Source organism: Blastomonas sp. AAP25 (assembly GCF_001295965.1).
Taxonomy (GTDB): Bacteria; Pseudomonadota; Alphaproteobacteria; order Sphingomonadales; family Sphingomonadaceae; genus Blastomonas; species Blastomonas fulva.
Genome location: NZ_LJHP01000005.1, coordinates 47,116 through 73,749, shown reverse-complemented (window position 1 = coordinate 73,749; position 26,634 = coordinate 47,116). Strand labels below are relative to the sequence as shown.

At 65.0% G+C, this 26,634-nt stretch carries 26 protein-coding genes and 1 tRNA gene; 6 read left to right on the top strand and 21 right to left on the bottom strand.

The annotated features are described in order from the left end of the window. Nucleotides 1–217: 217 nt before the first annotated feature. Nucleotides 218–658 (top strand): hypothetical protein, encoded by a 441-nt coding sequence (locus IP68_RS05050; protein WP_054133890.1) that lies wholly within the window; start codon nucleotides 218–220, stop codon nucleotides 656–658. A gap of 37 nt (nucleotides 659–695) precedes the next feature. On the opposite strand, the gene IP68_RS05045 is transcribed toward IP68_RS05050, so the two are convergent. Then, a complete protein-coding gene (locus IP68_RS05045) occupies nucleotides 696–905 on the bottom strand; it encodes a hypothetical protein (RefSeq protein WP_082382143.1) in 210 nt (69 codons plus the stop codon). Between the two features lie 183 nt (nucleotides 906–1,088). Between IP68_RS05045 and IP68_RS05040 the strand changes: the two genes are divergently transcribed. Next, a complete protein-coding gene (locus IP68_RS05040) occupies nucleotides 1,089–1,295 on the top strand; it encodes a hypothetical protein (RefSeq protein WP_054134320.1) in 207 nt (68 codons plus the stop codon). A 116-nt stretch (nucleotides 1,296–1,411) separates the two neighbouring features. Here IP68_RS05040 and IP68_RS05035 read toward each other — a convergent pair whose 3' ends face one another. The 7 genes from IP68_RS05035 to IP68_RS05005 form a co-directional block, all read right to left on the bottom strand. Further along, entirely contained in the window at nucleotides 1,412–3,724 is a 2,313-nt protein-coding gene (locus tag IP68_RS05035; RefSeq protein ID WP_054133889.1) for an ATP-dependent helicase, read from the bottom strand. A 265-nt stretch (nucleotides 3,725–3,989) separates the two neighbouring features. Continuing rightward, entirely contained in the window at nucleotides 3,990–5,231 is a 1,242-nt protein-coding gene (locus IP68_RS05030) for a DUF2254 domain-containing protein (protein ID WP_054133888.1), read from the bottom strand. Nucleotides 5,232–5,270: 39 nt separating this feature from the next. Beyond that, on the bottom strand, nucleotides 5,271–8,006 hold the full coding sequence (locus tag IP68_RS05025) for a valine--tRNA ligase (RefSeq protein ID WP_054133887.1): 2,736 nt from the start codon (nucleotides 8,004–8,006) through the stop codon (nucleotides 5,271–5,273). 24 nt (nucleotides 8,007–8,030) lie between these two features. Further along, nucleotides 8,031–10,091 (bottom strand): S9 family peptidase, encoded by a 2,061-nt coding sequence (locus tag IP68_RS05020; protein ID WP_054133886.1) that lies wholly within the window; start codon nucleotides 10,089–10,091, stop codon nucleotides 8,031–8,033. Nucleotides 10,092–10,152: 61 nt separating this feature from the next. After that, a complete protein-coding gene (locus tag IP68_RS05015; protein ID WP_054133885.1) occupies nucleotides 10,153–10,584 on the bottom strand; it encodes a DUF2497 domain-containing protein in 432 nt (143 codons plus the stop codon). A gap of 39 nt (nucleotides 10,585–10,623) precedes the next feature. Beyond that, nucleotides 10,624–12,078, bottom strand: a complete 1,455-nt coding sequence (locus IP68_RS05010) for a TolC family outer membrane protein (RefSeq protein ID WP_054134319.1) — start codon at nucleotides 12,076–12,078, stop codon at nucleotides 10,624–10,626. Between the two features lie 52 nt (nucleotides 12,079–12,130). Next, nucleotides 12,131–12,802, bottom strand: a complete 672-nt coding sequence (locus IP68_RS05005; protein ID WP_054133884.1) for a protein-L-isoaspartate O-methyltransferase — start codon at nucleotides 12,800–12,802, stop codon at nucleotides 12,131–12,133. 270 nt (nucleotides 12,803–13,072) lie between these two features. On the opposite strand from IP68_RS05005, the gene IP68_RS05000 reads away from it, so the two are divergent. Then, a tRNA-Cys gene (locus tag IP68_RS05000) sits at nucleotides 13,073–13,146 on the top strand. Nucleotides 13,147–13,246: 100 nt separating this feature from the next. On the opposite strand, the gene IP68_RS04995 is transcribed toward IP68_RS05000, so the two are convergent. Next, entirely contained in the window at nucleotides 13,247–13,831 is a 585-nt protein-coding gene (locus IP68_RS04995) for a hypothetical protein (protein WP_054133883.1), read from the bottom strand. 68 nt (nucleotides 13,832–13,899) lie between these two features. After that, a complete protein-coding gene (locus IP68_RS04990; protein ID WP_054133882.1) occupies nucleotides 13,900–14,082 on the bottom strand; it encodes a hypothetical protein in 183 nt (60 codons plus the stop codon). 239 nt (nucleotides 14,083–14,321) lie between these two features. On the opposite strand from IP68_RS04990, the gene IP68_RS04985 reads away from it, so the two are divergent. Then, the gene (locus IP68_RS04985; RefSeq protein WP_054133881.1) at nucleotides 14,322–14,771 is read left to right on the top strand and encodes a YaiI/YqxD family protein; all 450 of its coding nucleotides are present in this window, start codon (nucleotides 14,322–14,324) and stop codon (nucleotides 14,769–14,771) included. A gap of 44 nt (nucleotides 14,772–14,815) precedes the next feature. Here IP68_RS04985 and IP68_RS04980 read toward each other — a convergent pair whose 3' ends face one another. From IP68_RS04980 to IP68_RS04955, 6 genes are all read right to left on the bottom strand, one after another. Beyond that, nucleotides 14,816–17,266 carry a zinc-dependent metalloprotease gene (locus IP68_RS04980; RefSeq protein WP_054133880.1) on the bottom strand — a complete coding sequence of 817 codons (2,451 nt, stop codon included), beginning with the start codon at nucleotides 17,264–17,266 and terminating at the stop codon, nucleotides 14,816–14,818. A gap of 119 nt (nucleotides 17,267–17,385) precedes the next feature. After that, complete coding sequence (locus IP68_RS04975; RefSeq protein WP_082382141.1) at nucleotides 17,386–18,012, bottom strand: hypothetical protein; 627 nt, start codon at nucleotides 18,010–18,012, stop codon at nucleotides 17,386–17,388. 219 nt (nucleotides 18,013–18,231) lie between these two features. Continuing rightward, nucleotides 18,232–19,770 (bottom strand): PepSY domain-containing protein, encoded by a 1,539-nt coding sequence (locus tag IP68_RS04970; RefSeq protein WP_156317952.1) that lies wholly within the window; start codon nucleotides 19,768–19,770, stop codon nucleotides 18,232–18,234. Nucleotides 19,771–19,796: 26 nt separating this feature from the next. Next, entirely contained in the window at nucleotides 19,797–21,932 is a 2,136-nt protein-coding gene (locus tag IP68_RS04965; RefSeq protein WP_054133877.1) for a TonB-dependent receptor domain-containing protein, read from the bottom strand. Between the two features lie 101 nt (nucleotides 21,933–22,033). Next, nucleotides 22,034–22,462: a hypothetical protein gene (locus tag IP68_RS04960; RefSeq protein ID WP_054133876.1), complete on the bottom strand. Its 429-nt coding sequence runs from the start codon at nucleotides 22,460–22,462 to the stop codon at nucleotides 22,034–22,036. Nucleotides 22,463–22,517: 55 nt separating this feature from the next. Then, a complete protein-coding gene (locus IP68_RS04955; RefSeq protein ID WP_054133875.1) occupies nucleotides 22,518–22,853 on the bottom strand; it encodes a hypothetical protein in 336 nt (111 codons plus the stop codon). Between the two features lie 191 nt (nucleotides 22,854–23,044). Here IP68_RS04955 and IP68_RS04950 point away from each other — a divergent pair, with 191 nt between their 5' ends. Next, on the top strand, nucleotides 23,045–23,539 hold the full coding sequence (locus IP68_RS04950; RefSeq protein ID WP_054133874.1) for a Dps family protein: 495 nt from the start codon (nucleotides 23,045–23,047) through the stop codon (nucleotides 23,537–23,539). 154 nt (nucleotides 23,540–23,693) lie between these two features. Here IP68_RS04950 and IP68_RS20135 read toward each other — a convergent pair whose 3' ends face one another. Together IP68_RS20135 and IP68_RS04945 are read right to left on the bottom strand one after the other, a co-directional pair. Further along, nucleotides 23,694–23,855 (bottom strand): NepR family anti-sigma factor, encoded by a 162-nt coding sequence (locus IP68_RS20135; protein ID WP_156317951.1) that lies wholly within the window; start codon nucleotides 23,853–23,855, stop codon nucleotides 23,694–23,696. 169 nt (nucleotides 23,856–24,024) lie between these two features. Continuing rightward, nucleotides 24,025–24,687 carry a sigma-70 family RNA polymerase sigma factor gene (locus IP68_RS04945; protein WP_069050828.1) on the bottom strand — a complete coding sequence of 221 codons (663 nt, stop codon included), beginning with the start codon at nucleotides 24,685–24,687 and terminating at the stop codon, nucleotides 24,025–24,027. Nucleotides 24,688–24,946: 259 nt separating this feature from the next. Between IP68_RS04945 and IP68_RS04940 the strand changes: the two genes are divergently transcribed. Further along, nucleotides 24,947–25,060, top strand: a complete 114-nt coding sequence (locus tag IP68_RS04940; protein WP_054134317.1) for an entericidin A/B family lipoprotein — start codon at nucleotides 24,947–24,949, stop codon at nucleotides 25,058–25,060. 79 nt (nucleotides 25,061–25,139) lie between these two features. On the opposite strand, the gene IP68_RS19690 is transcribed toward IP68_RS04940, so the two are convergent. The 3 genes from IP68_RS19690 to IP68_RS04930 form a co-directional block, all read right to left on the bottom strand. Further along, nucleotides 25,140–25,307, bottom strand: a complete 168-nt coding sequence (locus IP68_RS19690) for a DUF1328 domain-containing protein (protein ID WP_069050829.1) — start codon at nucleotides 25,305–25,307, stop codon at nucleotides 25,140–25,142. A gap of 92 nt (nucleotides 25,308–25,399) precedes the next feature. Continuing rightward, the gene (locus tag IP68_RS04935; protein WP_156317950.1) at nucleotides 25,400–26,227 is read right to left on the bottom strand and encodes an NUDIX domain-containing protein; all 828 of its coding nucleotides are present in this window, start codon (nucleotides 26,225–26,227) and stop codon (nucleotides 25,400–25,402) included. Nucleotides 26,228–26,298: 71 nt separating this feature from the next. After that, nucleotides 26,299–26,544 carry a hypothetical protein gene (locus tag IP68_RS04930; protein ID WP_054133873.1) on the bottom strand — a complete coding sequence of 82 codons (246 nt, stop codon included), beginning with the start codon at nucleotides 26,542–26,544 and terminating at the stop codon, nucleotides 26,299–26,301. Nucleotides 26,545–26,634 lie beyond the last annotated feature (90 nt).

The window sequence follows — 26,634 nt, the reverse complement described above, 5'->3', positions numbered from 1 at the left end:
CTCCAAAACGTTATTCCGGCGAACGCCGGAACCCAGGGCGACGATAGCGCCATCCGACTCCTGGGCTCCGGCGTTCGCCGGAGAACGGCATATCAATCTGGCCACCAGCAGCGCGAGGCCTTCGACAGGCTCAGGCTGAGCGGGGTTGTTTAAGCGCAAGTTACCCAGGATCCGAATACCCCCTGTCCGCACCTTCGCGCCGCTGATATAAGAACAAATGGCCAAACTTCTGCTTAGCTATCGGTTCGATCAGAGCTATTTCGATAAAGAGCTCGACCGTGATGACTTTGGTCGCCTTTCAATACGATTTGAGACGGAGAATTTCACAGGCAGTGGAGGTTTTTGGGTCCAATGGCAGGATGTCGTCCGCTTTGGAGATGATCTGGTGGCATACCCGATCAACGCAGAATCTCCTATTATCGCCCAGTGGGGCTACGAGATGCAGAAGGGCGACGACCTCATAATTCGTATAGCGGTTGCTCCGAAGAACAAGACCGGTGATCTGCTCGTGTCAGTGGTTCTTGCCGACGACCACGACCAGTCTCAGCGTTTGAACGGCTCATTCGTCACGGAGTACGCTGCAATCGAAAGCTTTCGTCAAGATATAGCGCGAATGATGACAGACGGCGCACATGAGGCAGTGCTGCACGGACAGTGAAGTCGTCTCTCGGGCCCTGCCCGACCAAACCCACGCCTCAGTGAATCGTGCCAATACTTTGATCGATCGTCATGATCACCAGCAGCCGTTCGATCTGGCGCCAGTGGCAGAAGTGGATGTGGTTGCCGCGGGCGCGGGCGGCTTCGGCGCGGTCCGAGGCTTCGAGGCCGGCGGTCTCGCCGAAGCGCGAGAGCAGCATGCAGGCGTCGTCATAGGCTTCGCGGGTTCCGATATAAGGCAGGTTCATGTCCGCTGTAGTGTCCCCATTCTCGTTGCCGCCTCCCCTGCTGGCTGCGGTTCGACGAGGGATAGACTGCGGCGATGGAAGAAGGCTCAACCGGCGTGGTAAACGCGGTGTTAGGATTTCATGTCCGCCGCCTGCTTCACTTCGCATTGGCAAATCGCGGCCAGCCGTGGCAAGGGCGAAGGCATGCAGAACGACACTTCCAAATCCCCTGCCCGCGATGAAGACCGCCCCCCCGTGCGCGGCGGCGGCGTGTTCATGGCGCTGGGAACTCTGGCCGGCACAATCATCGGCGGACTGATGGGCCAGCCCTCGATCGGCTTTCTGGCCGGCCTGGGCGGCGGCTTCGCGCTGCACGGCGCGCTGTGGTACATGGACAGCCGCAAACGCTGAAGGCTGCCTCGCGCTGCCCCCCTTCGTCATTCCCGCGCACGCGGGAATCCCGCTTTTCAGGACATTCGCGCAAAAGCGGCACCCCCGCCTTCGCGGGGGTGACGATCAAAAAGTGATCAAGCGAGGCTGATAAAGCTGTCGATCACCCGCTTGCGACCCGAAGTCTCGAAATCGATCTCCAGCTTGTTGCCCTCCTTCTCCGCCACCAGCCCGTAACCGAATTTCTGGTGGAAGACGCGAGTGCCGATATCGACATCGCTGCGCCCGGCATTGCCCAGGCTGATCGCGCTGGTACGGGCTTCGGCGACACGCTGCGGCGTCGCGTTGAACCCGCCGGGGACCTGCGCCGCACGCTGCCAGCCGGGCCCGCGCCGCGCCGCGCGTTCGGGGTCGCGCGCCAGGTGCGCGAACGGATCGTCGCGCTCTGACAGCCCTGCCCGCCACAGGGACGCCCCGCCGGTCATCGAGCTTTCTTCCTCGATATGCTCTGCCGGCAATTCGCCGATGAAGCGCGAGGGGATCGAACTGGTCCACTGGCCATAGATCCGCCGGTTGGCGGCGTGCATGATCGTGCAGGTGCTGCGCGCACGCGTAATCGCGACATAAGCCAGGCGGCGTTCTTCCTCGAGGCTGGCAAGCCCGCCCTCGTCGAGCGAGCGCTGCGAGGGAAACACCCCCTCCTCCCAGCCGGCGAGGAAGACGTGCTCGAACTCGAGCCCCTTGGCGCCGTGGATGGTCATCATCGTGACCTTGGCCTCGTCGGCCGATGCCTCGTTGTCCATGACCAGGCTGACATGCTCGAGGAAATCGCCGAGGCTCTCATACTCTTCCATCGCGCGGGCAAGTTCGGAGAGGTTCTCGAGCCGCCCCGATGCCTCGACCGACTTTTCCGCCTGCAGCACCTGGGTATAGCCCGATTCGTCCATGATCTGCCGAACGAGGTCCGCAGGGTTCATCGTGGTGAGCATCTCGCGCCAGCGCGCGATGCCACGCATCAGCCCCGCCAGCGCCGTGCGGGCACGCGCGGGCAGTTCGTCGCTGTCGAGGATCTGGAATGCGGCAGCGCTGAGCGGCAGCCCGGTGGCGCGCGCGACGCGGTGCACCTTCTCGACCGCTTTGTCGCCCAGGCCGCGCTTGGGCGTGTTGACGATCCGCTCGAACGCCAGATCGTCCGCAGGCTGGTTGACGACGCGCAGGTAAGCCAGCGCATCGCGGATTTCGGCTCGCTCATAGAAGCGGAAGCCCCCGACGATGCGGTAGGGCATCCCGATGGCGATGAACCGGTCCTCGAACTCGCGGGTCTGGAACGAGGCGCGCACCAGGATCGCGGTCTTGTCGAGGCTGGTGCCCTCGCGCGTGATCCGTTCGAGCTCCTCGCCGGTCCGCCGTGCCTCTTCGGGCCCGTCCCAGACGCCCAGCACGCGCACCTTCTGCCCGGCATCGACCTCGGTCCACAAAGTCTTGCCGAGCCGGTCGCTGTTCGACGCGATCAGGCCGGATGCGGCGCCCAGAATGTGCGGGGTGGAGCGGTAATTCTGCTCGAGCCGGATGATCCGCGCGCCGGGAAAATCCTTCTCGAACCGCAGGATGTTCGCGACCTCTGCGCCGCGCCACGAATAGATCGACTGGTCGTCATCGCCGACGCAGCAGATGTTCTTGCGCGCCTGCGCGAGCAGCCGGAGCCACAGATACTGGCTCGAATTGGTGTCCTGATATTCGTCGACCAGGATGTACTTGAACCGCTGCTGATACTGCTCGAGCACCGCGCGGTCGGTCTTGAGCAATGTCAGCATGTGCAGCAGAAGGTCGCCGAAATCGCACGCGTTCAGGGCCTTCAGCCGGTCCTGATAGGCGGTGTACAGCTCCTGCCCCCGCCCGTTGGCATACAGCTCGCTCTCGGCCGCGTCGAGCTCGTGCGGATTGAGCCCCTTGTTCTTCCAGCGGTCGATGCACCCGGCGAGTTGCCGCGCGGGCCAGCGCTTGTCGTCGATATCGGCGGCCTGGATCAATTGCTTGAGCAGCCGCAACTGGTCGTCGGTGTCTATGATCGTGAAGTTGCTTTGCAGCCCGACCAGTTCGGCATGGCGGCGCAGCATCTTGGCGCCGATCGAGTGGAAGGTGCCCAGCCACGGCATGCCTTCGACCGCATCGCCGATGATCCGCCCGACGCGCTCGCGCATCTCGCGCGCAGCCTTGTTGGTAAAGGTGACGGCGAGAATTTCGGACGGCCAGGCACGGCGGGTCGCGATCAGATGCGCCAGCCGCGCGGTGAGCGCCGCGGTCTTGCCCGTGCCCGCGCCTGCCAGCACCAGCACCGGCCCCTCGGACGACAGCACAGCCTCGCGCTGCGGCGTGTTGAGCCCCTGCAGATAAGCGGGGTCACTGGCCGAGGGCGGCGGGAATTCGGATGCGGGGGCGAGACTGTTCACCACGAACGTTTAGGGAACGAGAGGCCAAGGGGCAAGGGGGCAGGTGGCAGCGATGCGATGGGTAGACTAGGCGCAGACCTCGCCACCACCGTCATCCTGAACTTGTTTCAGGACCCATCGTGCCCCAGCAGCCGAAGCATTGTTAGGAGAAATGGGCCCTGAAACAAGTTCAGGGTGACCGAAAGGAAAACGGGGAACGTTGTTCAGTCCCTCCACCCGACCCCGCAGCAAGCTTGGGGAGGATTTGAATGGCATGATCAAGACATCAATCGAGGACGAACCGCTCCAGAATCTCGACATCCGCAGGCAGCGCCAGCCCGATCTTCGCGCGCGCGAACGCCTCGTGCGACATCGCGCGGGCAGCCGCACCGAACAGCACCGGATCATGCGCGGCGAGCGACGCCAGCGCCTTTTGCAGCCGGATCTGCACCTCAAGCTGGCCAGCGCCATCGCGCGCGATCCAGCGGAATGCGTCGACCACCAAATCCTCGACGCTGACCCGTGGCACGTGCAGCCGCGGGCAGGTGACGCGCGCGGGCGTTTCCCTGGCCGCGCTGCTCCACCCTGCGAGCACGCGCAGCGAGGTGCCCAGCACGTCGATCGCGGTCCCTGGATCGTTCACCCCGGGAGACAGCGCCTTCGACGCGGTTTCGGACAGCACGACCAGGCAATAGCGCGGATCGGCCTCGAAAGTGCGATCGCCGCCGATGACGAAAGCCCGATGCACCGACCGCGCCGTCTCCTCGTCCAGTGCCTTCGATGTCTTGAGCAGCACGGTCGTCGAATCGACATAGGTGCCGGGGCGAACGGCGAGATGGAAATCGACATCCTGCTCGGCGCTGATCGTCGCGAACAGGTCATCGTCGATCGCCTGGACAAACCCGAACCGGTCGGCGCGCAGCGGCACGCCATGCTCGGGAAGCGCGATCATCTCCACCCCGCCCAGCAAGGGCCGCCTGGCGAGTTCTGCAAACGCCTTGTCGGCGGCACCTTCGAGCAGATCGACGACCTCGGAGACATCGCCCAGATTGCTCAGCCGCCCGATCCAGCGGATCAGCGCATAGATCACCGACAGGATGACCAGACAGGTGGTCATGAACAGGATGACCCGTGCAGGTGCGCCAAAATAGCTGGTCGAAAGTCCCACGGTGCCGACGATCGCGAAGATGAACCCGCCGATGAACACCGAGATCGCGTTCTGCGCGGTGCGGTCCTGCATCAGCAGCGGCCGCGCGCGCGGTGTCGCCGCAGACGCTGCTGCCTGCAGCGACGAGACCATGATGCCAAGCGAGAAGATCGCCACCGCGAGCAGCGTGTTGGCCAGCACGCCGAGCAGATCATCGACGCCATCGAGCCCGATCAGCTTGTTGAACTCGTCGGGCAACAGCACCGCCGCCGCCGGAGCCAACAGCAACACCGCCACTGCCAGCACCGCATAGGCTGCGGGTGTGAACCACAGGGAGCGGACCACCCGCCGAGCGAGCAGCCGCGCATAGGACAGGCTCATCGCGGCAACTCCCCGCCCCGCGGGCCCAGCGGTTGGCGCTTATCCAAGCCGCGCGAGCGCCGCTGCCAGCCGCTCGGCCTCGGCGGATTTCTCGGCATGGTCGGCGCGGGCCTTTTCGACCGCTTCGGGCTTGGCCTTCTCGACAAACGCCGGGTTGGACAGGCGACCATCGAGCGATTTGGCTTCCTTCGAGACGGCTTCGAGCGCCTTGGCGAGGCGTGCCTTTTCGGCGGCGATGTCGATGATGCCGTCGAGCGGCAGCACGAAGGTCGCCTCGTTGACGACGATCTGGATCGTCGCGCCTTCGGGAGCGGCATCGTCCAGCGGTGCGAAATCGATCCGGGCCAGCCTTTGGGCCCCCGTCCAGAAGCCGTTGATCCAGCCCTTCGTTTGATCGTTCGCACCCTGGACAAAGGCATTGAGACGCGCACCCGGCGAAATGCCCAGCTCATTCTTGGCCGAGCGAATTTCACGGACCAACGCGATGCGCCACTCGGTCTCCGCCTTCGCCTCGACATCGACGCTGGCTTCCGGCTGCGGCCACTCCGCCACGATCAGATCGCCCGCCCGCTCGCCCAGCGCATGCCACAATTCTTCGGTGATGAACGGCATGAACGGGTGCAGCATCACCAGGATCTGGTCGAGCACCCAACCTGCAACGCGCCGCGTTTCTGTGGCCTCGCCCGTGTCGCCCTCGGCGGACAGCACCGGCTTGATCAACTCCAGATACCAGTCGCAGAACTGATCCCAGACGAAGTGATAGATCGCGTTGGCTGCCGCATCGAAGCGCAGATCGGCGAGCGCCTTGTCGAGCGCCGCGACGGTGTCCACGACTTCGCCGATGATCCAGCGGTTGACCGCGAGCGTCGCCTGTGGAGCCGCGACCGATGCACTCGCACCGATGCCGTTCGACTGGCAGAAGCGCGCGGCGTTCCAAAGCTTGGTGGCGAAGTTGCGATAGCCCTCGACGCGGCGCTCATCCATCTTGATGTCGCGGCCCTGGCTTTCCATTGCCGCCATGAAGAAGCGCAGCGCATCGGCGCCATATTGGTCGATCAGGCCCAAAGGATCGACGGTGTTGCCCTTGGACTTGGACATCTTCGCGCCATCCGCCGCGCGGACGAGGCCGTGCAGATACAGCTGCTTCCAAGGCGCTGCGCCCATGAAATGCGTCCCCATCATCGCCATCCGCGCATCCCAGAAGAACAGGATGTCGAAGCCGGAGATGAGCAGGTCGTTGGGATAGTGCTTGGCAACCAGCGGCGCGTCTGCACCATCCTGCGGCCAACCCAGAGTGGCAAACGGCCAGAGCGCAGACGAGAACCAGGTGTCGAGGACGTCGGAATCGCGGTCGAGCGTGACGCCTTCGCCTGCCAGCGCGCGCGCTTCCTCTTCGGTCTCGGCGACATAGCATTTGCCGTCCGAGCCATACCACGCCGGGATCCGGTGCCCCCACCAGAGCTGGCGCGAGACGCACCAGGGCTGGATATTGTCCATCCAGTGGAAGAACGTCTTTTCCCAGCTCTTGGGGACGATCTCGATCACGCCGGTCTTCACCGCCTCGATCGCGGGCTGGGCCAGCGTCTTGGCGTCGACATACCATTGGTCGGTGAGCCAGGGTTCGATGACCACGCCGCCGCGGTCGCCATAAGGCGTCTGGATCGTGCGCGGCTCGGCGTCGTGCTCGGTGACTTCGCCATCCTTGGCGGTCACGGTGTGCGGGACCAGACGGCCCAGCGCCTTCATCTGCTCGACCACAAGTTTGCGCGCATCGAAGCGATCCACGCCGACGAATTCTGCCGGGATCAGGCCATCGGCGGTCTGCACCACCTTCGCCTCGGCATCGAACATGTTGAGCATGTCCGCCGCTGCAATCCCTGCGCGCCGGCCAACCTCGAAATCGTTGAAATCATGTCCCGGGGTGATCTTCACTGCGCCCGAACCCAGCTCGGGGTCGGCATGGTCATCGGCGACGATCGGCACGCGTCGTCCGGTGATCGGCAGCTCGACGAACTTGCCGATGACGCTGGCATAACGCGGGTCTTCGCCGTTCACCGCCACCGCCATATCGGCGAGCATCGTCTCGGGCCGCGTCGTCGCAACCACGATATGATCGCGGCCATCGTCGAGGGTAACGCCATCGGCCAGGGGATAACGGAAGTGCCAGAAGCTCCCCTGCATTTCGCGCGTCTCGACCTCAAGATCGCTGATCGCGGTCTTGAGCTTTGGGTCCCAGTTGACCAGCCGCTTGTCGCGATAGATCAGCCCCTGGTTGTACAGGTCGACGAACACCTTGAGCACCGCCTTGCTGAAATGCGGGTCCATGGTGAACTGCTCGCGCGACCAGTCCATCGAGCAACCAAGGCGGCGCAGCTGGCGAGTGATCTGGCCGCCGCTCTCTTCCTTCCACTCCCAGACCTTTTTGACGAAGTCCTCGCGGCTGTAGTTGGTGCGCTTGTCCTGCGCCGCTTCGAGCTGGCGCTCGACCACCATCTGCGTCGCGATGCCCGCGTGGTCAGTGCCGACCACCCAGAGCGCATCCTTGCCGCGCAGCCGCTCGTAGCGGATCATGATGTCCTGCAGCGTGTTGTCGAGCGCATGGCCGATGTGCAGCGATCCCGTCACGTTCGGCGGCGGGTTGACGATCGTGTACGGCGCAGCATCGGGCCGCTCGGGACGAAACGCGTTCGTCTCCTCCCAATGCGGATACCATTTCGCCTCGATCGCGGATGGATCGAATGTCTTGGGCAGCTCTTGCTTGTCGGTGCTCGTCATCCCGCCGCTTTAACGCAGGATGCGTTATTTTCCAGACGTTTTGAGATGGCGCTCCAGCCAGTCGAACACGTTGCGATGCCATTGGACGCTGTTCTGCGCTTTCAGCACCCAATGGTTCTCGTCCGGGAAGATCAGGAGCTTCGATTCGATCCCTTGCCGCTGCAGCGCGGTGAACGCGGCGAGCGATTGCGAATAAGGAATGCGGAAGTCCTTTTCTCCGTGGATCACCAGCGTCGGCGTCTTCCAGTTGGTCACATGATTGACCGGGTTCCACTTCTCGGCATCCTGGCGCTGCCACCACGGGCCGCCATGGTCCCATTCGTCGAACCACAGTTCCTCGGTCTCGAACGCCATGGCCCGCAGATCGAACACGCCCGCGTGCGTCACCAGGCACTTGAAGCCGTCGGGCCACTGGCCTGCGATCCAGTTCATCATGTAACCGCCATAGCTGCCGCCGAGTGCGCAGGCGTTGCTGGTGTCGAGCCCGGCATCGATGCCGGGCAGCGCCGCCATGCCGAGCTTGAGGTCCTCGAGCGGCTTGCCGCCCCAGTCCTTGTTGATGCTGTCGGTGAACGCCTGGCCATATCCGGTCGAGCCGTGGAAATCGATGGTGACCGCAGCATAGCCCTGCGAGGCCATCACCGCCGGGTTCCAGCGATACGACCAGCTGTTGTTGAAGCTGCCCTGCGGTCCGCCATGCACCAGCAGAGCGACCGGCAGCTTGCCCTTGGCACCCTGCGGCTTGACGATCTGGCCGTGGACGAGATCGCCGTTCGCGCCCTTGAAGCTGAACTTTTCGTACTGCACCGGATCGAGCCCTGCGAGCTTGTCGGCATTGACGTTGGTCAGGCGGCGGGTCTGGCCGTTCTTCTCCATCAGCACCAGATCGTCGGGCGCGGCGATCGAGTTGACAGTATAAAGCATGGCGCCACCGGCGAGCGGCACGACATTGGCAACATTGCCGCGCTCGGTCAGCCGGGTCACCTTGCCGGTCGGCACATCGATGCGGAACACAGGGTGCTCGAGTGTGTCCTGCGCGGTGACCAGCAGGCTCTTCGAATCCATGCCCCACGCGATCGAGCCTGCCGAGCGGTCCCAGTCCTCGGTGAGCTTGGTGACCTTGCCGGTCTTCATGTCGCGCAGATGCACGACCATCCGGTCGGCCTCATAGCCGGGGCGCGCCATTGCCGCCCAGGCCAGCCATCTGCCATCGGGCGAGGCCGCAGGCAGCGAATCGGTCGCCTGGTTGGCTTGCGTCAGGTTCACCGCCGCGGCGCCTTCGGCCAGCGGCTGCCAGACGATGTCGAGATTGGTCGATCGCGGCTCGTCGCCATCGGATTTGCGGATGGTGAAGGCGATCGCGCTGCTGTCCGCGGCCCAGGCGATCTCCTCGCCCCCGCCGAACGGCTTGCTCGGCGCATCGCCCTCGATCGAGCCGCTGATACTGCGTCCAGGTCCCGTGGCTTTGCCGTCGCTGCCCAGCGCATAGGCATAGATGCGGCTGTAGGTGCCCGGTTCGCGCCAGCTATCCCAGTGGCGCACGAACAGCCGGTCGTACTCGCGGCCGCTGCCTGCCAGCTTGGCCTTGCTGTCTGCGCAGCCTTCGAGCGAGCAGCCCTGCTTCAGATCCGCCCAGACCGCGAGCCGCGCGCCGTCGGGCGACAGGCTGAACCCGCTGATATCGGTGGCAGAGCTGGTGACCTGCATCGGCTCGCCGGTGGGCAGCGCCACGCGCCAGACTTGGGCAGTGCCCGATCGGTTGGAAAGGAAATAGAGGTGCTGGCCATCGCGCGCGAACACCGGCGCGCTTTCGTTGTGCCCCGGAGAATCGGCGATTGCGATCGCCTGCGCATTGCGGCTGGCGATATCGAGCAGATACAGCCCGGTGCTGCGCTTGTTGGCGGCCAGATCGGTGGTGGTCAGCTGATAGGCGACCCATTTGCCATCGGGCGAGGCGGCGGGCGCACCCAGCCGGTTGAATGTGGCCAGATCGCTTTCGGTCATCGGTCGCGCGGTGGCGGGAGCGGCAAGCAGCAACGGCGAAAGGGCGCTGGCCAGCAGCGCAGCAATGACGGTGTTTTTCATGGTTTCAGCTGATACCAGCAAGCGCCGCGCGGCGCAAAGCCCCTTGGGGGCGAAGAGCTGCTCAGCCCTTGCGACCGGTGATCCGGCCGATCTCCTTGGCGACCAGCGCCTCGACCATGTCGGGCAGGTTGCGGTCAAGCCATTCGGCAAGCATCGGGCGTAGCATCTCGCGCACCATGCCCTCGAGCGAGGTCTCGCCCGAACGCACGATCTGCGGGCTGACACCCGGTTCGGTCAACGTCGCCAGCACCGCCAGCGATTCGCGCATCGACTGTTCGCCCGCGCGGCCGACCAGCGGGGGCTCGTCATCCAGCGGATCGCTGGGCTCGACGCTTTCGGTCAGTTCGAGAACGTCTTCTGCGGGCTTTTCCTGCCGGGCGGGCGCGGGCCGCGAAGGCGCGGGACGGCGCGGTTTGCGGCCATCCTCGGCAATCACCTTCTTGATCGAGGCAAGAATCTCTTCAAGGCTTGGCTCGCCGATATCGCGCGTCATTGTTCAAGCCCCTGATTCGAGAACGCCCCTGTGCCCGGCCTATTGGTTGGGCGGTCCCACCACTGCGGCATTTTGCGCGGGGCTGTCAACGGTGCGCGTCGATTGCGCTACCGGGTTCTTGTCCGAATCCCAGTCGTTGATCTTGTCGCGGACACGCTCGTAATTGATGTCGGGATCGTACAGCACGCCGCCATCCAGCCCCAGATCGCGCGCTTCTGCCCGGCCCATCGCGGCGAGCAGGGTAAAGCCCGCGACATAGGCGTTGCGCCGCGCGGTGACGAGCTGGACCTGCGCATTGAGCAGTTCGCGCTCGGCATCGAGGATATCGAGAATGGTACGGTTGCCGACGCTGTTCTCGGCGCGCACGCCTTCGAGCGCCAGCGTGTTCGATTCGACGGCCTTTTGCGATGACTCGATCACCTGCATCGAGGCATTGAAGCTGGCATAGGCCGCGCGGACCTGCGCGATGATACCGCGCTCGACCGCGATTTCCTGCTCCATCGCCTGGCCCGACACCGCCTGCGCACGGCGGATCTGCGCGCCGGGGCGTCCACCCTGATAGACCGGGACCGTCAGCTGCACGCCGGCGGCAGCGCTCGACTGCTGCTGCACGAAATTACCCTGGATGAGCGTGCTGCCCAGAGTGCCGAGAAAGTTCTGATAGTTGCCCTGCGAGAACAGGCTGATCTGCGGCATCCGCGTGCCGCGCGCGGCCTTGACGTCGAAATTGGCGGCCTCGACGCGCTCGCGCGCCGCTTCCAGATCGGGGTTATTGTCGAGCGCGGTGAACACTGCTGCCTCAGGCGCCTCGGGCAGGTTGGGCAGCGGCGGCGGAGGTTCGAGCTGGCCCGGCGCGGTGCCGACCAGCTGGATATAGGTTTCCTTGCTGCGGATCAGATTGGCTTCGGCGGTCTGCAGATCGCTGCGGGCGATCGCCAGCCGCGCTTCGGACTGGGCGACATCGGTGCGGGTCAGGTCGCCGATCTCGAACCGGTCGGACGAGGCCTGAAGGTTGACATCGAGCACCGACACGTTCTGCCGCTGCAGCCCCACGATCGCCTCGTCGCGGATGACATCCATATAGGCCGCGACGACATTGCTGAACACCGTCGCTTCGGTGCCGCGCAGATCGGCCTGCCCGGCGCCGACGCGAACCTTGGCGGCGTTGATCGCGTTGCGCGCGCTGCCGCCAGAATAGATCGGCACGTTAAGGCTGATGGTACCGTTGACCGACCGATCCGGCGCGGTGAACGCGTTGGCCGGGTTGAGGAAGTTTTCCGAATACTGCGCCTGGACCTGAGAATTGGGGCGGCCATCGGCCAGCGCGATCGGCACGCCTTCATCGGTCGCGCGCTGCTGGGCGCGCGCCGCGTTGAGCGTGGGATTGGTCTGATAGGCCGCGACCAGCGCATCGCGCAGCGTTTCCGCGTGCAGCGGCGCTGCGCCCAGAACGAATACCGCACCACAACCGGCCAGCCAATGCGAAGTCTTCATCAATCCGGTTCTCATATCTTCCCCCGCCCTGTTGCCGGGCGATGGTCATGCGTCAGAAGCTATAGCTTTTTGGCCGGGCAAAGGCCGCAAGCGGGGCAATATCGGTATCGGCAAAGGGAATGAGGGCAAAGGCACCTGCCTGGCGCCGGCCCATGGCCAGCCGCGAGACACCTGCTTCATCCACACCTGCGAGCAGACGACCCCCTTCGGCCAATTGGGCCACCAGCGAATCGGGCACCTGTTGGACCGCGCCGTCAATGATGATCAGGTCATAGGGTGCGTCGGCTGCATGTCCTTGTGTCAGATCCGATTCGATGACGGAGACATTGGCCATGCCGCCCAGCGCGGCGCTGGCATGTTCGACCAAGGCACGATTGTCTTCGACGGCGACCACCCTGGCGACGATGCCAGCCAGAAGCGCGGCGAGATAACCGGTGCCTGCTCCGATCAGCAGCACCTTTTCGTTCCCCGAAAGTTCGGCGCGGGTAAGCAGCAGGCCGCTCGACAGCGCCGGGTTGAGTACGCGGCCACCCGACAGCGGCACGGCGCGATCGATATAGGCAAGATGCTGCTGGGCAGCGGGAACGAAATCCTCGCGGCGGGTCACCGCCATCGCTGCGATGACGACGGGATCGCTGACATCGCTGGGACGCAGCTGGCTTTCGATCATGTGCCTGCGGGCAGCGGCAAAATCTGGCGGAGCAAGAGTGTGTGTGTCGGTCATGTCCAAGCGCCCTAGAATATGCGACCAGCGATGCAAGCCCAAACGGTCCGAACGGTGCCGCTTTGATAGCCTTCCGGTTGCAAAATGCAATCGATATCGCTGCATCGCTGGTTATGGCACGGCTGTATTATTATGGCAATACAGCATTTGCGCCAACGCGAGAGCTTTGCGCACTGCCGCTTCCCCCTGCCCGTTTCGAGCGGCATGCCATGCGCTTGCGGCTTGACTTTCGCTGCAAAGCGGCACAATGCCGCGTCCTTCCACACCGGTGGCCCGATGGCGGAGTGGTTACGCAGAGGACTGCAAATCCTTGCACGCCGGTTCGATTCCGGCTCGGGCCTCCAACTCCCCCCGCATGATTGTCCCTTCCACCCCGACCCCGTCGAGGGTCAGGCACGGTCGTGTGACGAGGGCTTGGCAGACACGCGAAAATCGCCGTGCGGTTCAGTCGGCTTGCGTGAACGCGGCGTATTGCTGGCGCCAGGCGGCGACCTCGGCGGCCAGATGTGCGGGCGCCGGTTCGCCTGATATCACCAGCCGGGCCACGTCGCTCTCGGGGTGCAGCAGCATCTTCTTCGACCCATCGGTGAACCATACCGCCACCTGCCGGTCGCACAGGCTGTCGATGATGGTCCGCGCGACACCCTCGTCGAACCCGTCGCCGTCGCCTGTGGCGCGCACGTTGAATGCCACCGCCTCGAGGCAGTTGCGCGGATCGCGCACGAAGTTGAGCGAAACCAGCAGGCCCGAACGGTCCGGGCGGGCATCGTCGGGCATGGCGGCCACCCTGCGCCACGCGCAGAACCATGTCCGGCAGATCGGCGGGCGGACCGCGTGGATGGTGCAGCCTTGCGCGCCTGAATGCTCGCCGAGAATCGGGCCGAGATGCCTGCACGGCGTCCCGGCAGGCTTGCTGAATTCCGGGGTGTTGACGGTGAGTACGCTGCAGCAAGCGGTGCACGCGCCGCAGTCACGATTCTCCAGGACAGGCCCCAGCAGGATGGTTTCCAGATCTGTATCGTTGGACATGCCTGCAAACCCTGCCCCGGCGGGGTCGCGAAAGCAACCGTCCAGGCCAGCAGGTGCAGCGCAGAATGCTATGGCGCGATCAGCCCGCTGCTGTCGGCGATGATCGGCCCGCGTTCGGCCATCGGTTCGTCGGCGCCCCAGCCGGGGGAGGCATTGGCCAGCAGGATGACGAGCGCGGTGGCCAGCGCGCTGATCGCGGCCAGCTTCACATCGGTCATCACATTGTTGTCGCGCTGGTTGTTGCGGGTCATGCGTCGGCCCCCTGCCCCGGTTGGTCACTGGCGCAAGGATAAGCGGCGCGGCCTGCCATGGCCCGTGACAACCCCTGCGCGATAGATGACAAACCGCGTTAATGGGCCGCACCACGACGCGCGTGGACGGGGCCGGCCCGGCGAAGCGGCGGATTTCCGGCTGGCAGCCGCAACGGTCAATCGATACACGCACGCATGTCCGGTCATCGAACGCGTGACACAAGAGGAGCGATGTACCGATGATGATCCTGGTCGATGCCGATGCCTGTCCGGTGAAGGACGAGATCTACCGCGTCGCGCTGCGCCATGGCGTGGCGGTGATGATCGTCAGCAACAGCCCGATCCGCATACCCGACCATCCGCTGATCGGACGCACGGTGGTGGGCGATGGCTTCGATGCGGCCGATGACTGGATCGCCGAGCGCACCGATGCCAGGACGGTGGTGATCACCTCCGACATCCTGCTCGCCGACCGCTGCATCAAGCAGGGCGCGGTGGTGATATCGCCCACCGGCAAGCCGTTCACCGCCAACTCGATCGGAAGCGCGATCGCGACCCGCGCGATCATGGCCGATCTGCGCGCTGGTGGCGACATCGTCGGCGGACCGGCTCCGTTCGGCAAGACCGACCGGTCGCGCTTCCTGCAGGTGCTGGACGAGACGCTGGTTCGCCTGAAGCGCCCAGGCTGACCCGCCTGCTGACCGGCCTGTTGAAAGGCTTTGGCCCGGCGGGCTCAGTGATCCATGTTGCCGATCGGCATTCCGGGCGGGATCGGAACTTCTGCCCCTTCCCCAGCCAGCGCAGCGCCCAGCGCCTCGCGATCCTTGAGCAACCGCGCGGTCGAAAGCGCCCAGGCGCGGTCGGCGGGATCGGCAAAGCGGCGGCCGCCTTGCGCACCTGCCCAGTCGGTCAGCGCCTGGTCGATCAGGCTGGATGCCTCGATACCGCTATCCGCATCGCGCGATGCCCTGGCGAGCGACAGGATGATCCGCGTGCCCAGCGCGCGGCGCACGGCCGCCAGCCGGGCATCGCCCAAAGGTGCATCGGTGAGCGCCAGCAGACGCTGCGCGATGACCTGCGGCCCCGGACTGGCGCGGTCGGCGCGATGCTGCTGCGCCATCCGCGCCAGCCGCTCGGGTGCGAGCAGCGCATTCAGCGTGACCTGCGCGGCGACCGCAGACGCGGCGAGCGGATCGAACGCAGCCGCGCCGGCCATCGGCATGATCTCGATCTCGGTCTGGCGGTCGCTGTCGCCCGAGAACCCGGCGGACAGCTGCAGCGCAAGCGATGCGGGCACGTCGAGTACCTGCGGGCTGAGCGTCGCCAGCAGCGAATCGAGCGCGCGCAATTGCTCGGCAGGGGCAACCGCCACCGCCGCGCCATCGCCCTGCCCCGCCACGGCATAATCCGAATACAGTCCGCCCAGCAATTTGCCCGCCGCCTCGACCTGATAGCGGTGGACCAGCCAGACCGGCACGAACTTGCGCCGCAGATTGGCCACCGGTTCTCCCGGCTGCAAGGCCGCAGGTCCGAAGCGCGAGACGGCTGCGGCGCGCACCTGCATCATCCTGTCAAGCTCTGCCACCGGATCAGCGCCATCGTCCCACAGGCTGCCCCAGGGCTGGCTGGCCGAGGCGCTGCGCGCATTCTCGTCCGCGACAAAGCGCAGGCCCTGCCGCGCGGCCTCGTTCGCCTTCGCCATGGCGGCAGCATCGGGGTTTCCGCTCGCCGGATCGCCATACAGCCAGTCGATCGCATGGACATCCCAGCGACCCAGCCCGACGCCATAGGCATCCGACAGATCGGGCGCGCCATCCTTGAGGCCGATGCGCGGCGCGGGGTAATCCATCACCGAGGCGCGATCCTGCGTGCTGCCCGCAAAATTGTGGAGCAGTCCCAGAGCATGGCCGATCTCGTGCGCGGACAGCTGGCGGATGCGCGCCAGCGCCACCTGGGCTGGATCGTTAGGCCCGCCGGTGCCGGTCTTGTCCGCACCGACCAGCGCTTCATAGATCAGCATGTCCTGCCGCACGCGCAGCGAACCCAGCAGCACCGCACCCTTCAATATCTCGCCGGTGCGCGGATCGGTGACCGCATAGCCATAGGACCAGCCGCGTGTCGCGCGGTTGACCCAGTTGACAACGTTGTAGCGCATGTCGAGCGGATCGGCGCCTTCGGGCAGGATCTCGACCTGATAGGCATCGATATAGCCCGCCGCCTCGAACGCGGTCTGCCACCAGCGCGCGCCCTCGAGCAATGCGGTGCGGATCGGCTCGGGCGCGGCGTTATCGATGTAGAACTTGATCGGCTTGCGTACCCGCGAGCGCGGCGCACTGGGATCGATCCGATCGAGCCGGAAGCGGTTGGCCAGGTTCTGGACGATCTCGCCATCGAGCGGCGCGGAAAAATCGAGGATCTGCGTGGCAAAGCTGCCGCCGCGCGGATCGAAGGCGCGCGCGACATAGCCCGGCTCGGGCAGCGCGACGAAGCTGTGGCGCACCACCAACGTCACCTGGCGGGGATCGGGCGCGATGTTGCGCACCTCGGGCCCCGGCGTATCGGTGGCATAGGTCTGCCGCGCCTCGAACTCCAGGTTCAGCGGAAAGGCGCGCACGGCAGCCGGATCGGCGGCGCTCAGCGCATCGACCAGCCGCCAGCCCTTCTCACCGCTGGAGTTGAGCTGGCCGATGACATTGCGGGTATCGCGCGCCAGAAACGGGGCGATATCGACCAGCAGACGGCCATCGGGGGCATCGATCACGTCCCCCAGCCACAGCATCGATGTCGCAAAGGCATTGGCGGCGGCGGCCTGTTCCGACGCCGAGCCTGCGCTGGCGCGGAAGCGCGGGTTTTCGAGCTCGAACGAGACCTTCTTGCCCATCCGGCGGACCAGCAGGATCTGCGCCGGACCGGGCTGTGCGCGGTCGAGGCCGATCGGCGCCGAGCCCAGGCCGGTGCGCAGCGCGGTGGTATACAGCATCCGCGTCACCACCCCGTCCGCGCCGGCGGCGGGCAGCGAGAGCAGGATGCGCCCTCCCTTGCGGTCGACATGCACCGGATAGAGCCCGTCGAGCTTTTCCGTCCCCGCATAGGGGCCGGATGCCGACGCCGAGGGCGCGGCATGGGCCTGCGGCGTGGAAAGAGCAGCCGCAAGGCCCAGCGCAAGTGCAAGTGTTCGGTTCATCGGACCCCCAAGGTTTGATCGAAGACTAGGGGCCAATGCCGTCAGCGGGCAAGCGGCTTTTGGCATCGCCTGCGGTCAGGCACCGGACCGGTGGTGGCCCGGTGCCTGACAGGGTCGGCTTATTGCGGACCGTCGGGAGCCGCGACAGGCTGTTCGGTTGCCGATACCGCCGCAGCGGCAGCGGTGCCGACCACCATCGGCGCAGGCTCGGCGGCCTTGGCGAAGGACAGCGGCACGTCTTCCTGGACGAAGCCGGTGATCGAGCTTCCGGCAGGAATGACCGCGCTGGTGCCGGTGAGGAAGAATCCTGCGATCGGCAGCAGCACGACGGCGCCGACAACCCCAGCCGTCCCGGTCACGCCCTTGTCGTCGGTGGCACCCGACAGCCGGATCTGGCGCCCGTTAACGGTGGCATAGAGCATCCGCACCTCGATCGCGCCGGACTTGCCCCACATGCCCTTGTTGCGCACGCTGGTGATCTCGCCGATCGCCGGGCTGCCCACCGGTATGACCGTGACGCCGTTGACCATGACCGGTTCCGACACCTCAAGATTGAAGCGGTCGCCCACCCGCAGCTTCTTGCCCTTGGTGGTCAGTTCGGTGAGCGTCTTGAGCGGAACCGAGGTTCCGGCGCGCAGCGTCGGACGCTGATCGGCCCCAATTGCCAGCGCCTCCTGGGCTGCAACCGGTGCCGAAATCGTTCCGGTGAGCAGCGCTAATGACATGGCATATGCTAAATTTTTCATTAATTTTCCCCTGCGTTTTCAAGTCGCTAGGCGCCGATGCGCTTGGGCGGGACGCCTGTCAAACGGCATTTACGCCATATCGGGGCTATGCCGGTCGGGGCTCAAACCGACCGGGGGGGGAGCCCGCACAATCGTGTGCTTTTAATGCCTTTCAGGAATCTGCGTCATGCTGTCTGGCGACGCCCTGGGTTGCGGCACCCAGGGCGCATTCGGCTTGCTCTAGGTCCGCGTTCTCCGGCGCCTGCGGTCGAGCACCAGACCGATTCCCGCCATGAAGCCCAGCAGCAGGATCACGAACACGCCGACCACCACGTTCAGTCCGACCCGGCCGATCGGGAACAGGAAGTTCCATTTGTGGATGAAGCTGAAGATATAGCGCTCGGGCTTCTGCCAGTTCTCGGTGCGGTCGGCGAGGACGCCGGTGGTGGTGTCGACGAACAGTGTCGCGTTCACTGGCTCGCCATAATCGATCCGCCACACCGGCAGGCGCTTGTTGCGGAAATCATAGTCCGGGCCGAAGCGGGTGACGACCTCCATCGACGTGATCGCGCTGTCCGGCGCGCCGCTGAACCTGCGCCCCAGCGCCTTGGCCAGCGCCCTGTCCCCCTGCGGCCAGGGCCTGCCGGTGGCGGCATCGACATAGAGCGCGGGGCCGGTGGGGCTGATCCCGTCGAAGCGCGCGTTGCGGATCGCGGTGTCGCCCATCGGCATCGTGTGTCCTTGATGCGCGCTATGATCGTGCTCGCCTTTGGGCATCGCGTCGCGGGATTGCGCGAGGCCGAGGCGATAAAGTGGACGGCCATCAGGGGCTTCGACCAGCGACAGGCTGGCAACCTCGAGCCCGGCAGCGACCTCCGCCCAGTCGCGTTCGATCGGGTAGCGCGCATCTGCGACATTCACCGGGGGCGACATCCGCATCTGGCTGGTCGGGCGTTCGAATGCCGACTGCACCAGATGGATGATGCCGCTGATCGAGAACATCAGCAGGGGCAATGCCAGCACATAGCCCATCGCGCGATGCCACCCCTTCGATCCGGGCAGCCGCTTGCCGCGCCGGATCGCAACCAGCAGCAGGATGCCGGTGACCGCCAGCGCGGCAAGGCTGCCGACCATCAGCGTGATGACGACGACGCGCAGCCATTCGAGCTGCGGCGGCACCCATTCCCAGCTGTGCAGCCAGCGGAACACGGTCTGCATACGGGTCTTGGTCACGTTGTTGACCGCAGCGAGGCTTCCCGTTTCGGTGTGGACATACGCCGTAAGCCGATCACCGCCTGCAAAGCGAACCCGCCACACCGGCAGCAGCCGGTTGACCCAGGGATAGTCGGCATCGAACGCGGTCTGGTGGACAATCTCGGCCACTGGGCGCGTGTCCTTGAGGTAGTGCCGCGCGATGAATTCGGCCTGGCGTGCGTCGTATCCTGCCAGCTCCGCCCCGGTGCCAAGTTCAAAATAGCGCCGCGCAGCCATGGGCGTCTGCGTCACCTGCAGCAGGTTGGCGCCCTTGCCGACCACCACCCTGACCGCAGTGGCTTTAGCGATCCCGGCCTTGGCCAGCACCGTTTCCACCGGCTGCGCCGCCGACATATCGACGGCGCGCATCGGCGGCATGAACTCGGCCTGTTGCGGGCCGAACAGCACCATGGCGATATGCGCCATGCCTGACAGCCCCCAGATAAAGAGGCTGATGCCGCCGATCAGCGCCAGCCATTGGTGTTTGCTCATCGACCAGCGTGCGAGCCTGGGACGGTTTGCCATGATGCTGTTCTCCCTTGTCTTTTCGTTCAAAACTGGGCGGTGATGCCGCCATAGATCGCGCGCCCGACCCCGGGCGTGTAGATCGCGGCGCGCTCGAGCGACTGGTTGGCGTTGGTGGCGACGTTGGAGATGAACGCGGTGTCGAACAGGTTCTCGACCGATCCGAACAATCGCACCCCGGGCAGCACGTCGACCCCCGCGGTCAGCCCGACCAGCTCGTATCCCGGGGCTCGCTCGGTGTTGGCAAAGTCCGCCCAGGGGCCATCGAACACCCAGCGCAGGTTGGCCGAGACGTACCATGAGTCCTTCTGCTCGAACCGCGCTTCGGAGACGAAGAGATAGCGCGGGACGCCGGCGAGCTGGTTGTCGCCATAAGTGACATCATCATCGAAGCGGAAGTCGTTGAACGTGAACGCCCCGCGCAGCGTGAACGCCTGCCCGCGCGCCGCCAGCCGCGCGCGCGCGACGTAGACGTCCAGGCCGAGCTCGATCCCCTGGTGAATGGTCCTGTCGGCATTGTCGGTGAACGACACGAACCCGTTTGTGCCCGGAACGCCGAAGTCGAGAAACTCGTTCTCCACCTCGCTGCGATACAGCGAGATGTCCCAGGCGACGAAGTCCGCCTGCCCCCGGCTGCCGATCTCGTAGGTCGTCGCGCGCTGTTCCGTGAGCGGGGCGAAGGGCCGCGAGCCGCCCGAGGTCAGGTCGGCAAGGCTCGCAGGTTCGAAGCTGCGGTTGATGTTGGCATAGAGCTGCGCAGTATCGCTCAGCGCATAGAGAAGTCCGAAGCGCGGGCTGAACTGCTCGTACTCGCCGCGTCCTGACACTTCGGCGAGGATCGCGTCGACGTCGCGCACCACCTTTACATATTGCCCACCCAGCACCGCTGTCAGGCGCTGGGTCAGGCCGAGGTCGAGCTGGCCGAAGGCGGTGAGGTTGGTGGAATCCTGGTCGGATTCGTTGGTCAGCCCGGCGCGCTCACCATTCCGGTTGCGGTGACGGCGGGCGCGGTTGTCGGCCTTGGCGTAGCTGCCGCCCAGCGTCCAGCGGCTGACCGTATCGCCGAGCAGCGTGAACTCGCCCAGCGCGCGCAGCGAGACGCCGAACTCGTCCTCTTTCTGGTCGATGATCCCGGCAAAGCGGGTGATCGCATGGTCGAGCTTGCGCCGGGTGTACCAGCCGCCAATCTCCAGCGTGCTGCTGCCCAAAGTGATCGCGGTAAGGTTGGAGAGGCGCAGGACATCGAGGTTGCGGTCCCAGTCATCGGCGACCGGGCCGGGATCGAGCACCGTGACCGGACCGCCGGGACGGAAGGGCCCAACGGTGACCGGGCGCCCCGCAGCACGCGGATTGGCAAGCGCATCGGCAAGCCGCAGCGATCCGTTCAATTCGAAATTGTCGCTGAGCGCGGTGACATAGAACCGCGTTTCGACCGCATCGCTCAGCCTGAAGCCGATATTGCCATGGCCGTAGAGGCTGCGAACATCGCTGTGCTCGCGAAAGCCGTCATCGCGAAGGCCGGTCAGTCCGATGTAATAATCGGTACTTCCCGAGACTCCCGCAGCGCTGACGTTGCCGCGCAGGGTGTTGAAACTGCCGCCCTCGATACGCCCTGCAAAGTTCGATCGTGCGGTGCGCCCGGTGGGCGAGACGATGTTGACCGCGCCGCCCAGCGAGGCCGCGCCGAACTGCAGGCCGTTGGCGCCCTTGAACACCTCGAGATAGCGGATGGTGAGCGGATCGATCTCCTGGAACTCCGTCGCGCCGCTCGCGCGGCTGATCGGCACGCCATCGCGCAGCACGGTAAGCCCGCGCCGCTCGAAGCCCGAGTTGAGCCCCGATCCGCGGATCGAGATGCGCGATTCGCGCTGCGCGCTGGTATCGGCGAACACGCCGGGGGTGAAGATCAGCACATCGCCGATGCTTTGCGCGAAATCCTCGGCGAACACGTTGTCCTCGACCAGCCCGACGCCGCCGGGGATGCGCTCCAGCCTTTGCCGCACCTCCTCGACCGAGGGCGATGTCGGCGTGCCGGTGGCGCTGGCAGTGACGACGATGACGGGATCGGTGCGCTGGCCGACCCCCTGCGCGAGGGCGGGAGACACGATGGCGAGTGCGGCGCCGCCCAACAGGGCAGCGCGCAGAATTGCAGTGTTTTTCATGGATATGATCGTCCCTGAACGGGGAAAGGATGAGCCGCAGCGCCATCGGCACGCCGGGTCATCCGGCGCGCTGGCTCAGCGCTGCAGCAGATTTGCGAGGTTCAGGTGAGCGAAGGAGGCCCGGTGGCAGGCGGCGTGCCGGCATGGTGCCGAGCGCGCAGCAGGCTGTGGTGCAGCGCGGGCGGAACATCTCGGGTCGCGAGCATCAGCGGCAGCGCCGCCGCTTCGGCAGGAACCGCCAGCATCGCGATGCCGGCAAAGGCGCAGGGCGGCATCGGATTGTCGCCTTCGTCGCCCTGATCGTGGACCGGCTCTGCGCTGCTTGCTGCATGCAGCTTCAGATAATCCTGATAGCGCGGATCATCGCGGGCAATGGTCGCAGCCTTGTTGCCAAGGCCCGAGCACAGTTCGATCGTCAGCCCGTCCGGCCCGAAGCGCGGCATGAACCCCTGCGGCGCGAGCGCGCCGAACAGCATCGCCAGCAGCAGGGCCGGCATGATGCGGTTCACAAGGATACGCAGATGTCCCATGGCTGTGCCCGGTAGATCGGTGTTGGGGGCAATTCAAGCGCGAACGGTGTGGGCCTCAGGATGCCCAGTGGCGCGGCGTGCCGCGTACCGGCGCCTTTGCCGGGGTGAGCACCGACTTGACCCGCGCCCAGAAGGTCGGCCTGGCCTCTTCGGGCAGCGTCTGGCCGGTGACCTTGAGCAGATAGCGCGCCAGCAGCAACGCCTGGTTGCGTGTCATCACGATATCCTGCTGCTCGATCAGATCATTGTCGAGCGCGATGCGCGACCTGGCGCACTCCACCCTCAGATCAATTCCGTTCGGCATGTCCAGATGCGTCCAGCCAACCAATGCAAGCGGCGGCGCCTGATCGGATTTCTGTTTCACGCCAGTTGGTTGCAGTTCATCGTTCATGGCCCCACTCCTGCGCTATCTAGCTTCTATTTGTAACCTTCTGTCAAGAGTCCGCGTGATCACCTGCCTGCAGGCGGCAGATCCCGGCAAAGCATGCGGAACCGGGGGTCGGGCAGTGCGTAGGCACTCAGGAAAGGTCACGTCTTTGTGCGCGACCGCCCTTTGCTGCATCCACAACAGGAGGACATGACATGGCGACCAAAGCCAAGACCAAGACTGACACCGTCAACACCGGCATCGAAGCCAACGACCGCAAGGAAGTCGCCAAGGCGCTCCAGCACGGCCTGGCCGATACCTATTCGCTCTATCTCAAGACGCTGGGCGTTCACTGGAACATCGTCGGCCCGGCGTTCTACAGCGTGCACAAGCTGACCGAAGAGCAGTATGAAGACCTGCACGCCGCTGCCGACGTGATCGCAGAGCGCGTCCGCGCGCTGGGCGAGATCGCTCCTGCTTCGTTCGGCGATTACACGAAGCTCTCGATCGTCGATTCGAGCGAAACCCCGCACCAGGCGGACGCCATGCTCAAGGGTCTGATCGCCGACAATGAAGCGATCGCCAAGCGGATGCGCGACTTTGTGGAAGTCGCCGAAGACGCAGACGACGTGTTCACCGCCGATTTGCTGACCGCACGCATAGGTAAGCACGAAGAAAACGCCTGGATGCTGCGTGCGCTGATCAGCTGATCAGCCTGCACAGAGCCACGCAAAACAGGGCCGCGATCCACACCGGATCGCGGCCCTTTTTTTGCGCACGAAATTCGCTGCGAGAGATCACGAAAAACCGCCCGACCTCAGGCGAGGACGGGCGGTCGTGATTTCTTCAGATGGCACGCTGGGTTCAGCGTGATCCGCCGCCCAGGTTTATCTTGTCGAGCTGGGCGAGCAACGCATCGAACTGGTCGGGCAGCGGAGTGTCGGTGACGCAGTCATAGACCTCGCGCAGGCTGCGACCGATCCGCGCCTGGCGCATCACGAGCGGATCAAAACCAGATGTATGCATGGCGGGTTCCTCCAGACGTTCCAGGGAATTGACACCGCGCACTTTCTTCACTTCCCGTTCCGGCCGGTATGGCCGCTTTGTAAAAAGAGGACGTCTGTCGGCGTCCTTGGTTGCAGCCTCCCACCGCCGCCGCGACGATGGGTTCCGGCACTGCGCCGGATCGAGAGGGTCAAGCTGCAAGCGCCGTAACGCCCTCGCTCAACCGGTCGAGAGTGCCCAGGATGTCGCTCATCGCTTCATCAGCCGAATTGCGCTGGCGACGCGTGCCGATGGGTGAATCGCCATCGAGCATCGCAACCAGGGCGGCGCGCGCACGCGATACCCGGCTCTTCATCGTGCCGACCGCGCAATCGCAGATTTCTGCCGCTTCCTCATAGGAGAAGCCGCCGGCGCCCACGAGAATGATCGCCTCGCGCTGGTCGGCACCCAGCTGCATCAGTGCCATGCGCACGTCTTCGAGGTGGAGCGGCGCCTGCTGATCCGAGTTGGACGTCAGGGTGCGCTCGGCAACACCTTCATCATAAGGCGCGGTGAACTTGTTGCGGCGCATCTGCGAGATATAGCAGTTGCGCAGGATCACGAAGGTCCAGGCACGCATCGAGGTATCGGGACGAAACCTCGCACGCGCTGCCCATGCCTTCAGCATCGTGTCCTGAACCAGATCGTCGGCCAGATCCATCTTGCCGCACAGGCTGTAACCGAACGCGCGAAGATGCGGAATGGTGGCAGCAAGGCGCTGCTTGAAGGTTGCATCGTCCAACGGCACGATGGCCTCCGGAGCAACCTGCTCGGCGGTTTCGTCAGTCGTGCTGTGGTCCGGTTTGATTGTCATCGCTTGCGCCTCTCGATAGCTGCCCCCAAAGCAGCGTGATTGGTCCGTGGAAAAAGGGTGTCGGGCAGCGCATTGTCTCAGCGCGCCTGTCCGGATCCCACTCTTCCAACAACTCGCCGCCTGCGGGATGGTTCCGTTTTATTTGTGCGCAACCTTCCGGCCGCCACAGCGTAGGTGGCCGGGTCATGCCGCCCGCAAACGGCATCAGGTTATTGAAAACGAAGGATTATCGACCATGAATCGCACCCGTTCCTATCGCATGATCGTCGCCGCCGGACTCGTCGTGACGCTGCTGTCTGCCTGCAACACCGTCAAGGGTGCCGGCCGTGACGTCGAATCCGTCGGCAAGGCTGCCGAGCGCGCCATCGACTGATTGCGCATCGCAGGCATTCGATACGAAAAAGGCCCGGATCGCTCCGGGCCTTTTTTGTGTCTGCCTTGCGTCTGCGGCGTTACGCTCGACCGCGCACCAGATGCATGACCAGGCTGATCACCAGGAAAAGCAGGAACAGGAAGAACAGGATCTTGGCAATCCCGGCAGACGCGCCGGCAATTCCGCCAAAACCCAGAACGCCCGCGACAATCGCGACGATCAGGAAGATAAGGGCATATTGCAACATTGTTCATCTCCGGTTGGGATGAACGGGTTACGCGGCCGGCCGCGCCGGGGTTCCCCTTGCGCGCGGCTTTTTGCGGGCACGCCGGAAAAGGATCAGCCGCGCATCGCGCTGGTGATCGGCTCGCTGGTCACCGGATAGCCCAGATCCTCGTCGATGCACAGATGCGGCTGGCCGTCGCGATCCTCTATATAGGGCATGATCATTTGCGATGGGTAACGGGCGATATGGTCCAGCGCCTCGCCTATGCTGCCGAACTGCGCCAGCCGTTCCAGATTGCGCCGCGTCGGGAAGATGAGCTTGACCTTGCCCTCTTGCGCCATGGCCAGCGCCTCGGCTGCAGTTGCCCAGAACAGGTGCCGGTTCTCGGTCTCGTCTACTTCGATGATGTGATCATGCCCATCGCACTGCGCGATGAAGAATCGCGTGTCGAAAACGCGGTGCCTGTTGAACGGCGGCCGCCAGCGGGTGAACGGGGTAAGCGCGGACAGATCGAACTGCCATCCGGCGGTGCGCACCACGTCCGAGAACACGGCGCCGCCGTGCATCGCCGCGCGCGCGCTGGCCAGCGCATCGCGCTCGGGCGGATCTATGAAGCCCAGGCCCAGCCCGGTTTCCTCGATCGTCTCGCGAATGGCCGCGATCCGTGCGGCGGCATCGTCGGGCTCGAGCGCATGGTCCATCGTGGCGGCGAGCGCGTGGTCGTCGGGATCAACCCGGCCGCCGGGAAACACCACGGCCCCTCCTGCGAACACCATCTGCGCCGAGCGTTCGACCATCAGCAGTTCAGGCGCCCCGCCCCCGGGCAATTGCCGGAACACGATGATGGTTGCTGCAGGCGTCGCCTCGGGCAGGGGTTCGCCGGTGCGCGGATCGATGGTCGGGGTTTCGCGTTCGGACGCCGGAGATATCTGGTCAGCCATGGCCCCTGTCATCGCCGATCAAACCGGTGCTGCCAAGCGCGAAAACGATAGCCTGGGCAAGCGGCCTGCGCTCAGTGGCGCAGCAGGCGTTCGGCAATGCGCTCGGGCTCGATCCGGTAATGCCCCTGCACGGCGGCGCGGGCTACCGAGTAATAGCGATCGGGCAGCAGCGTCGCATCGTCGATCAGGTCGGCCTCGCGGTCGCATTGATCGACCAGCATGTCGAGCAGTCCGATCAGCCGGTCACGGTCCGGCGAAGGCTGCGCGGCGCTGCGTGTGAACAGGCCAAGTCCCTTTTGCGCCAGTAATCCGATCATTGCTGCAACTCCTTCGCTGGAATATCGTGGTCCAGACCATGAACGGCAGCGGTCGGCGCAGATTTAGGGTTTTGCTAACCATGATCGCTG

Coding starts and splice junctions, on each gene's coding strand:
- IP68_RS05050 (WP_054133890.1), top strand. CDS start 218: ATGGCCAAACTTCTGCTTAGCTATCGGTTCGATCAGAGCTATTTCGAT.
- IP68_RS05045 (WP_082382143.1), bottom strand. CDS start 905: ATGAACCTGCCTTATATCGGAACCCGCGAAGCCTATGACGACGCCTGC.
- IP68_RS05040 (WP_054134320.1), top strand. CDS start 1,089: ATGCAGAACGACACTTCCAAATCCCCTGCCCGCGATGAAGACCGCCCC.
- IP68_RS05030 (WP_054133888.1), bottom strand. CDS start 5,231: ATGAGCCTGTCCTATGCGCGGCTGCTCGCTCGGCGGGTGGTCCGCTCC.
- IP68_RS05025 (WP_054133887.1), bottom strand. CDS start 8,006: ATGACGAGCACCGACAAGCAAGAGCTGCCCAAGACATTCGATCCATCC.
- IP68_RS05020 (WP_054133886.1), bottom strand. CDS start 10,091: ATGAAAAACACCGTCATTGCTGCGCTGCTGGCCAGCGCCCTTTCGCCG.
- IP68_RS05015 (WP_054133885.1), bottom strand. CDS start 10,584: ATGACGCGCGATATCGGCGAGCCAAGCCTTGAAGAGATTCTTGCCTCG.
- IP68_RS05010 (WP_054134319.1), bottom strand. CDS start 12,078: ATGAAGACTTCGCATTGGCTGGCCGGTTGTGGTGCGGTATTCGTTCTG.
- IP68_RS05005 (WP_054133884.1), bottom strand. CDS start 12,802: ATGACCGACACACACACTCTTGCTCCGCCAGATTTTGCCGCTGCCCGC.
- IP68_RS04995 (WP_054133883.1), bottom strand. CDS start 13,831: ATGTCCAACGATACAGATCTGGAAACCATCCTGCTGGGGCCTGTCCTG.
- IP68_RS04990 (WP_054133882.1), bottom strand. CDS start 14,082: ATGACCCGCAACAACCAGCGCGACAACAATGTGATGACCGATGTGAAG.
- IP68_RS04985 (WP_054133881.1), top strand. CDS start 14,322: ATGATGATCCTGGTCGATGCCGATGCCTGTCCGGTGAAGGACGAGATC.
- IP68_RS04980 (WP_054133880.1), bottom strand. CDS start 17,266: ATGAACCGAACACTTGCACTTGCGCTGGGCCTTGCGGCTGCTCTTTCC.
- IP68_RS04975 (WP_082382141.1), bottom strand. CDS start 18,012: ATGAAAAATTTAGCATATGCCATGTCATTAGCGCTGCTCACCGGAACG.
- IP68_RS04970 (WP_156317952.1), bottom strand. CDS start 19,770: ATGGCAAACCGTCCCAGGCTCGCACGCTGGTCGATGAGCAAACACCAA.
- IP68_RS04965 (WP_054133877.1), bottom strand. CDS start 21,932: ATGAAAAACACTGCAATTCTGCGCGCTGCCCTGTTGGGCGGCGCCGCA.
- IP68_RS04960 (WP_054133876.1), bottom strand. CDS start 22,462: ATGGGACATCTGCGTATCCTTGTGAACCGCATCATGCCGGCCCTGCTG.
- IP68_RS04955 (WP_054133875.1), bottom strand. CDS start 22,853: ATGAACGATGAACTGCAACCAACTGGCGTGAAACAGAAATCCGATCAG.
- IP68_RS04950 (WP_054133874.1), top strand. CDS start 23,045: ATGGCGACCAAAGCCAAGACCAAGACTGACACCGTCAACACCGGCATC.
- IP68_RS20135 (WP_156317951.1), bottom strand. CDS start 23,855: ATGCATACATCTGGTTTTGATCCGCTCGTGATGCGCCAGGCGCGGATC.
- IP68_RS04945 (WP_069050828.1), bottom strand. CDS start 24,687: ATGACAATCAAACCGGACCACAGCACGACTGACGAAACCGCCGAGCAG.
- IP68_RS04940 (WP_054134317.1), top strand. CDS start 24,947: ATGATCGTCGCCGCCGGACTCGTCGTGACGCTGCTGTCTGCCTGCAAC.
- IP68_RS19690 (WP_069050829.1), bottom strand. CDS start 25,307: ATGTTGCAATATGCCCTTATCTTCCTGATCGTCGCGATTGTCGCGGGC.
- IP68_RS04935 (WP_156317950.1), bottom strand. CDS start 26,227: ATGGCTGACCAGATATCTCCGGCGTCCGAACGCGAAACCCCGACCATC.
- IP68_RS04930 (WP_054133873.1), bottom strand. CDS start 26,544: ATGATCGGATTACTGGCGCAAAAGGGACTTGGCCTGTTCACACGCAGC.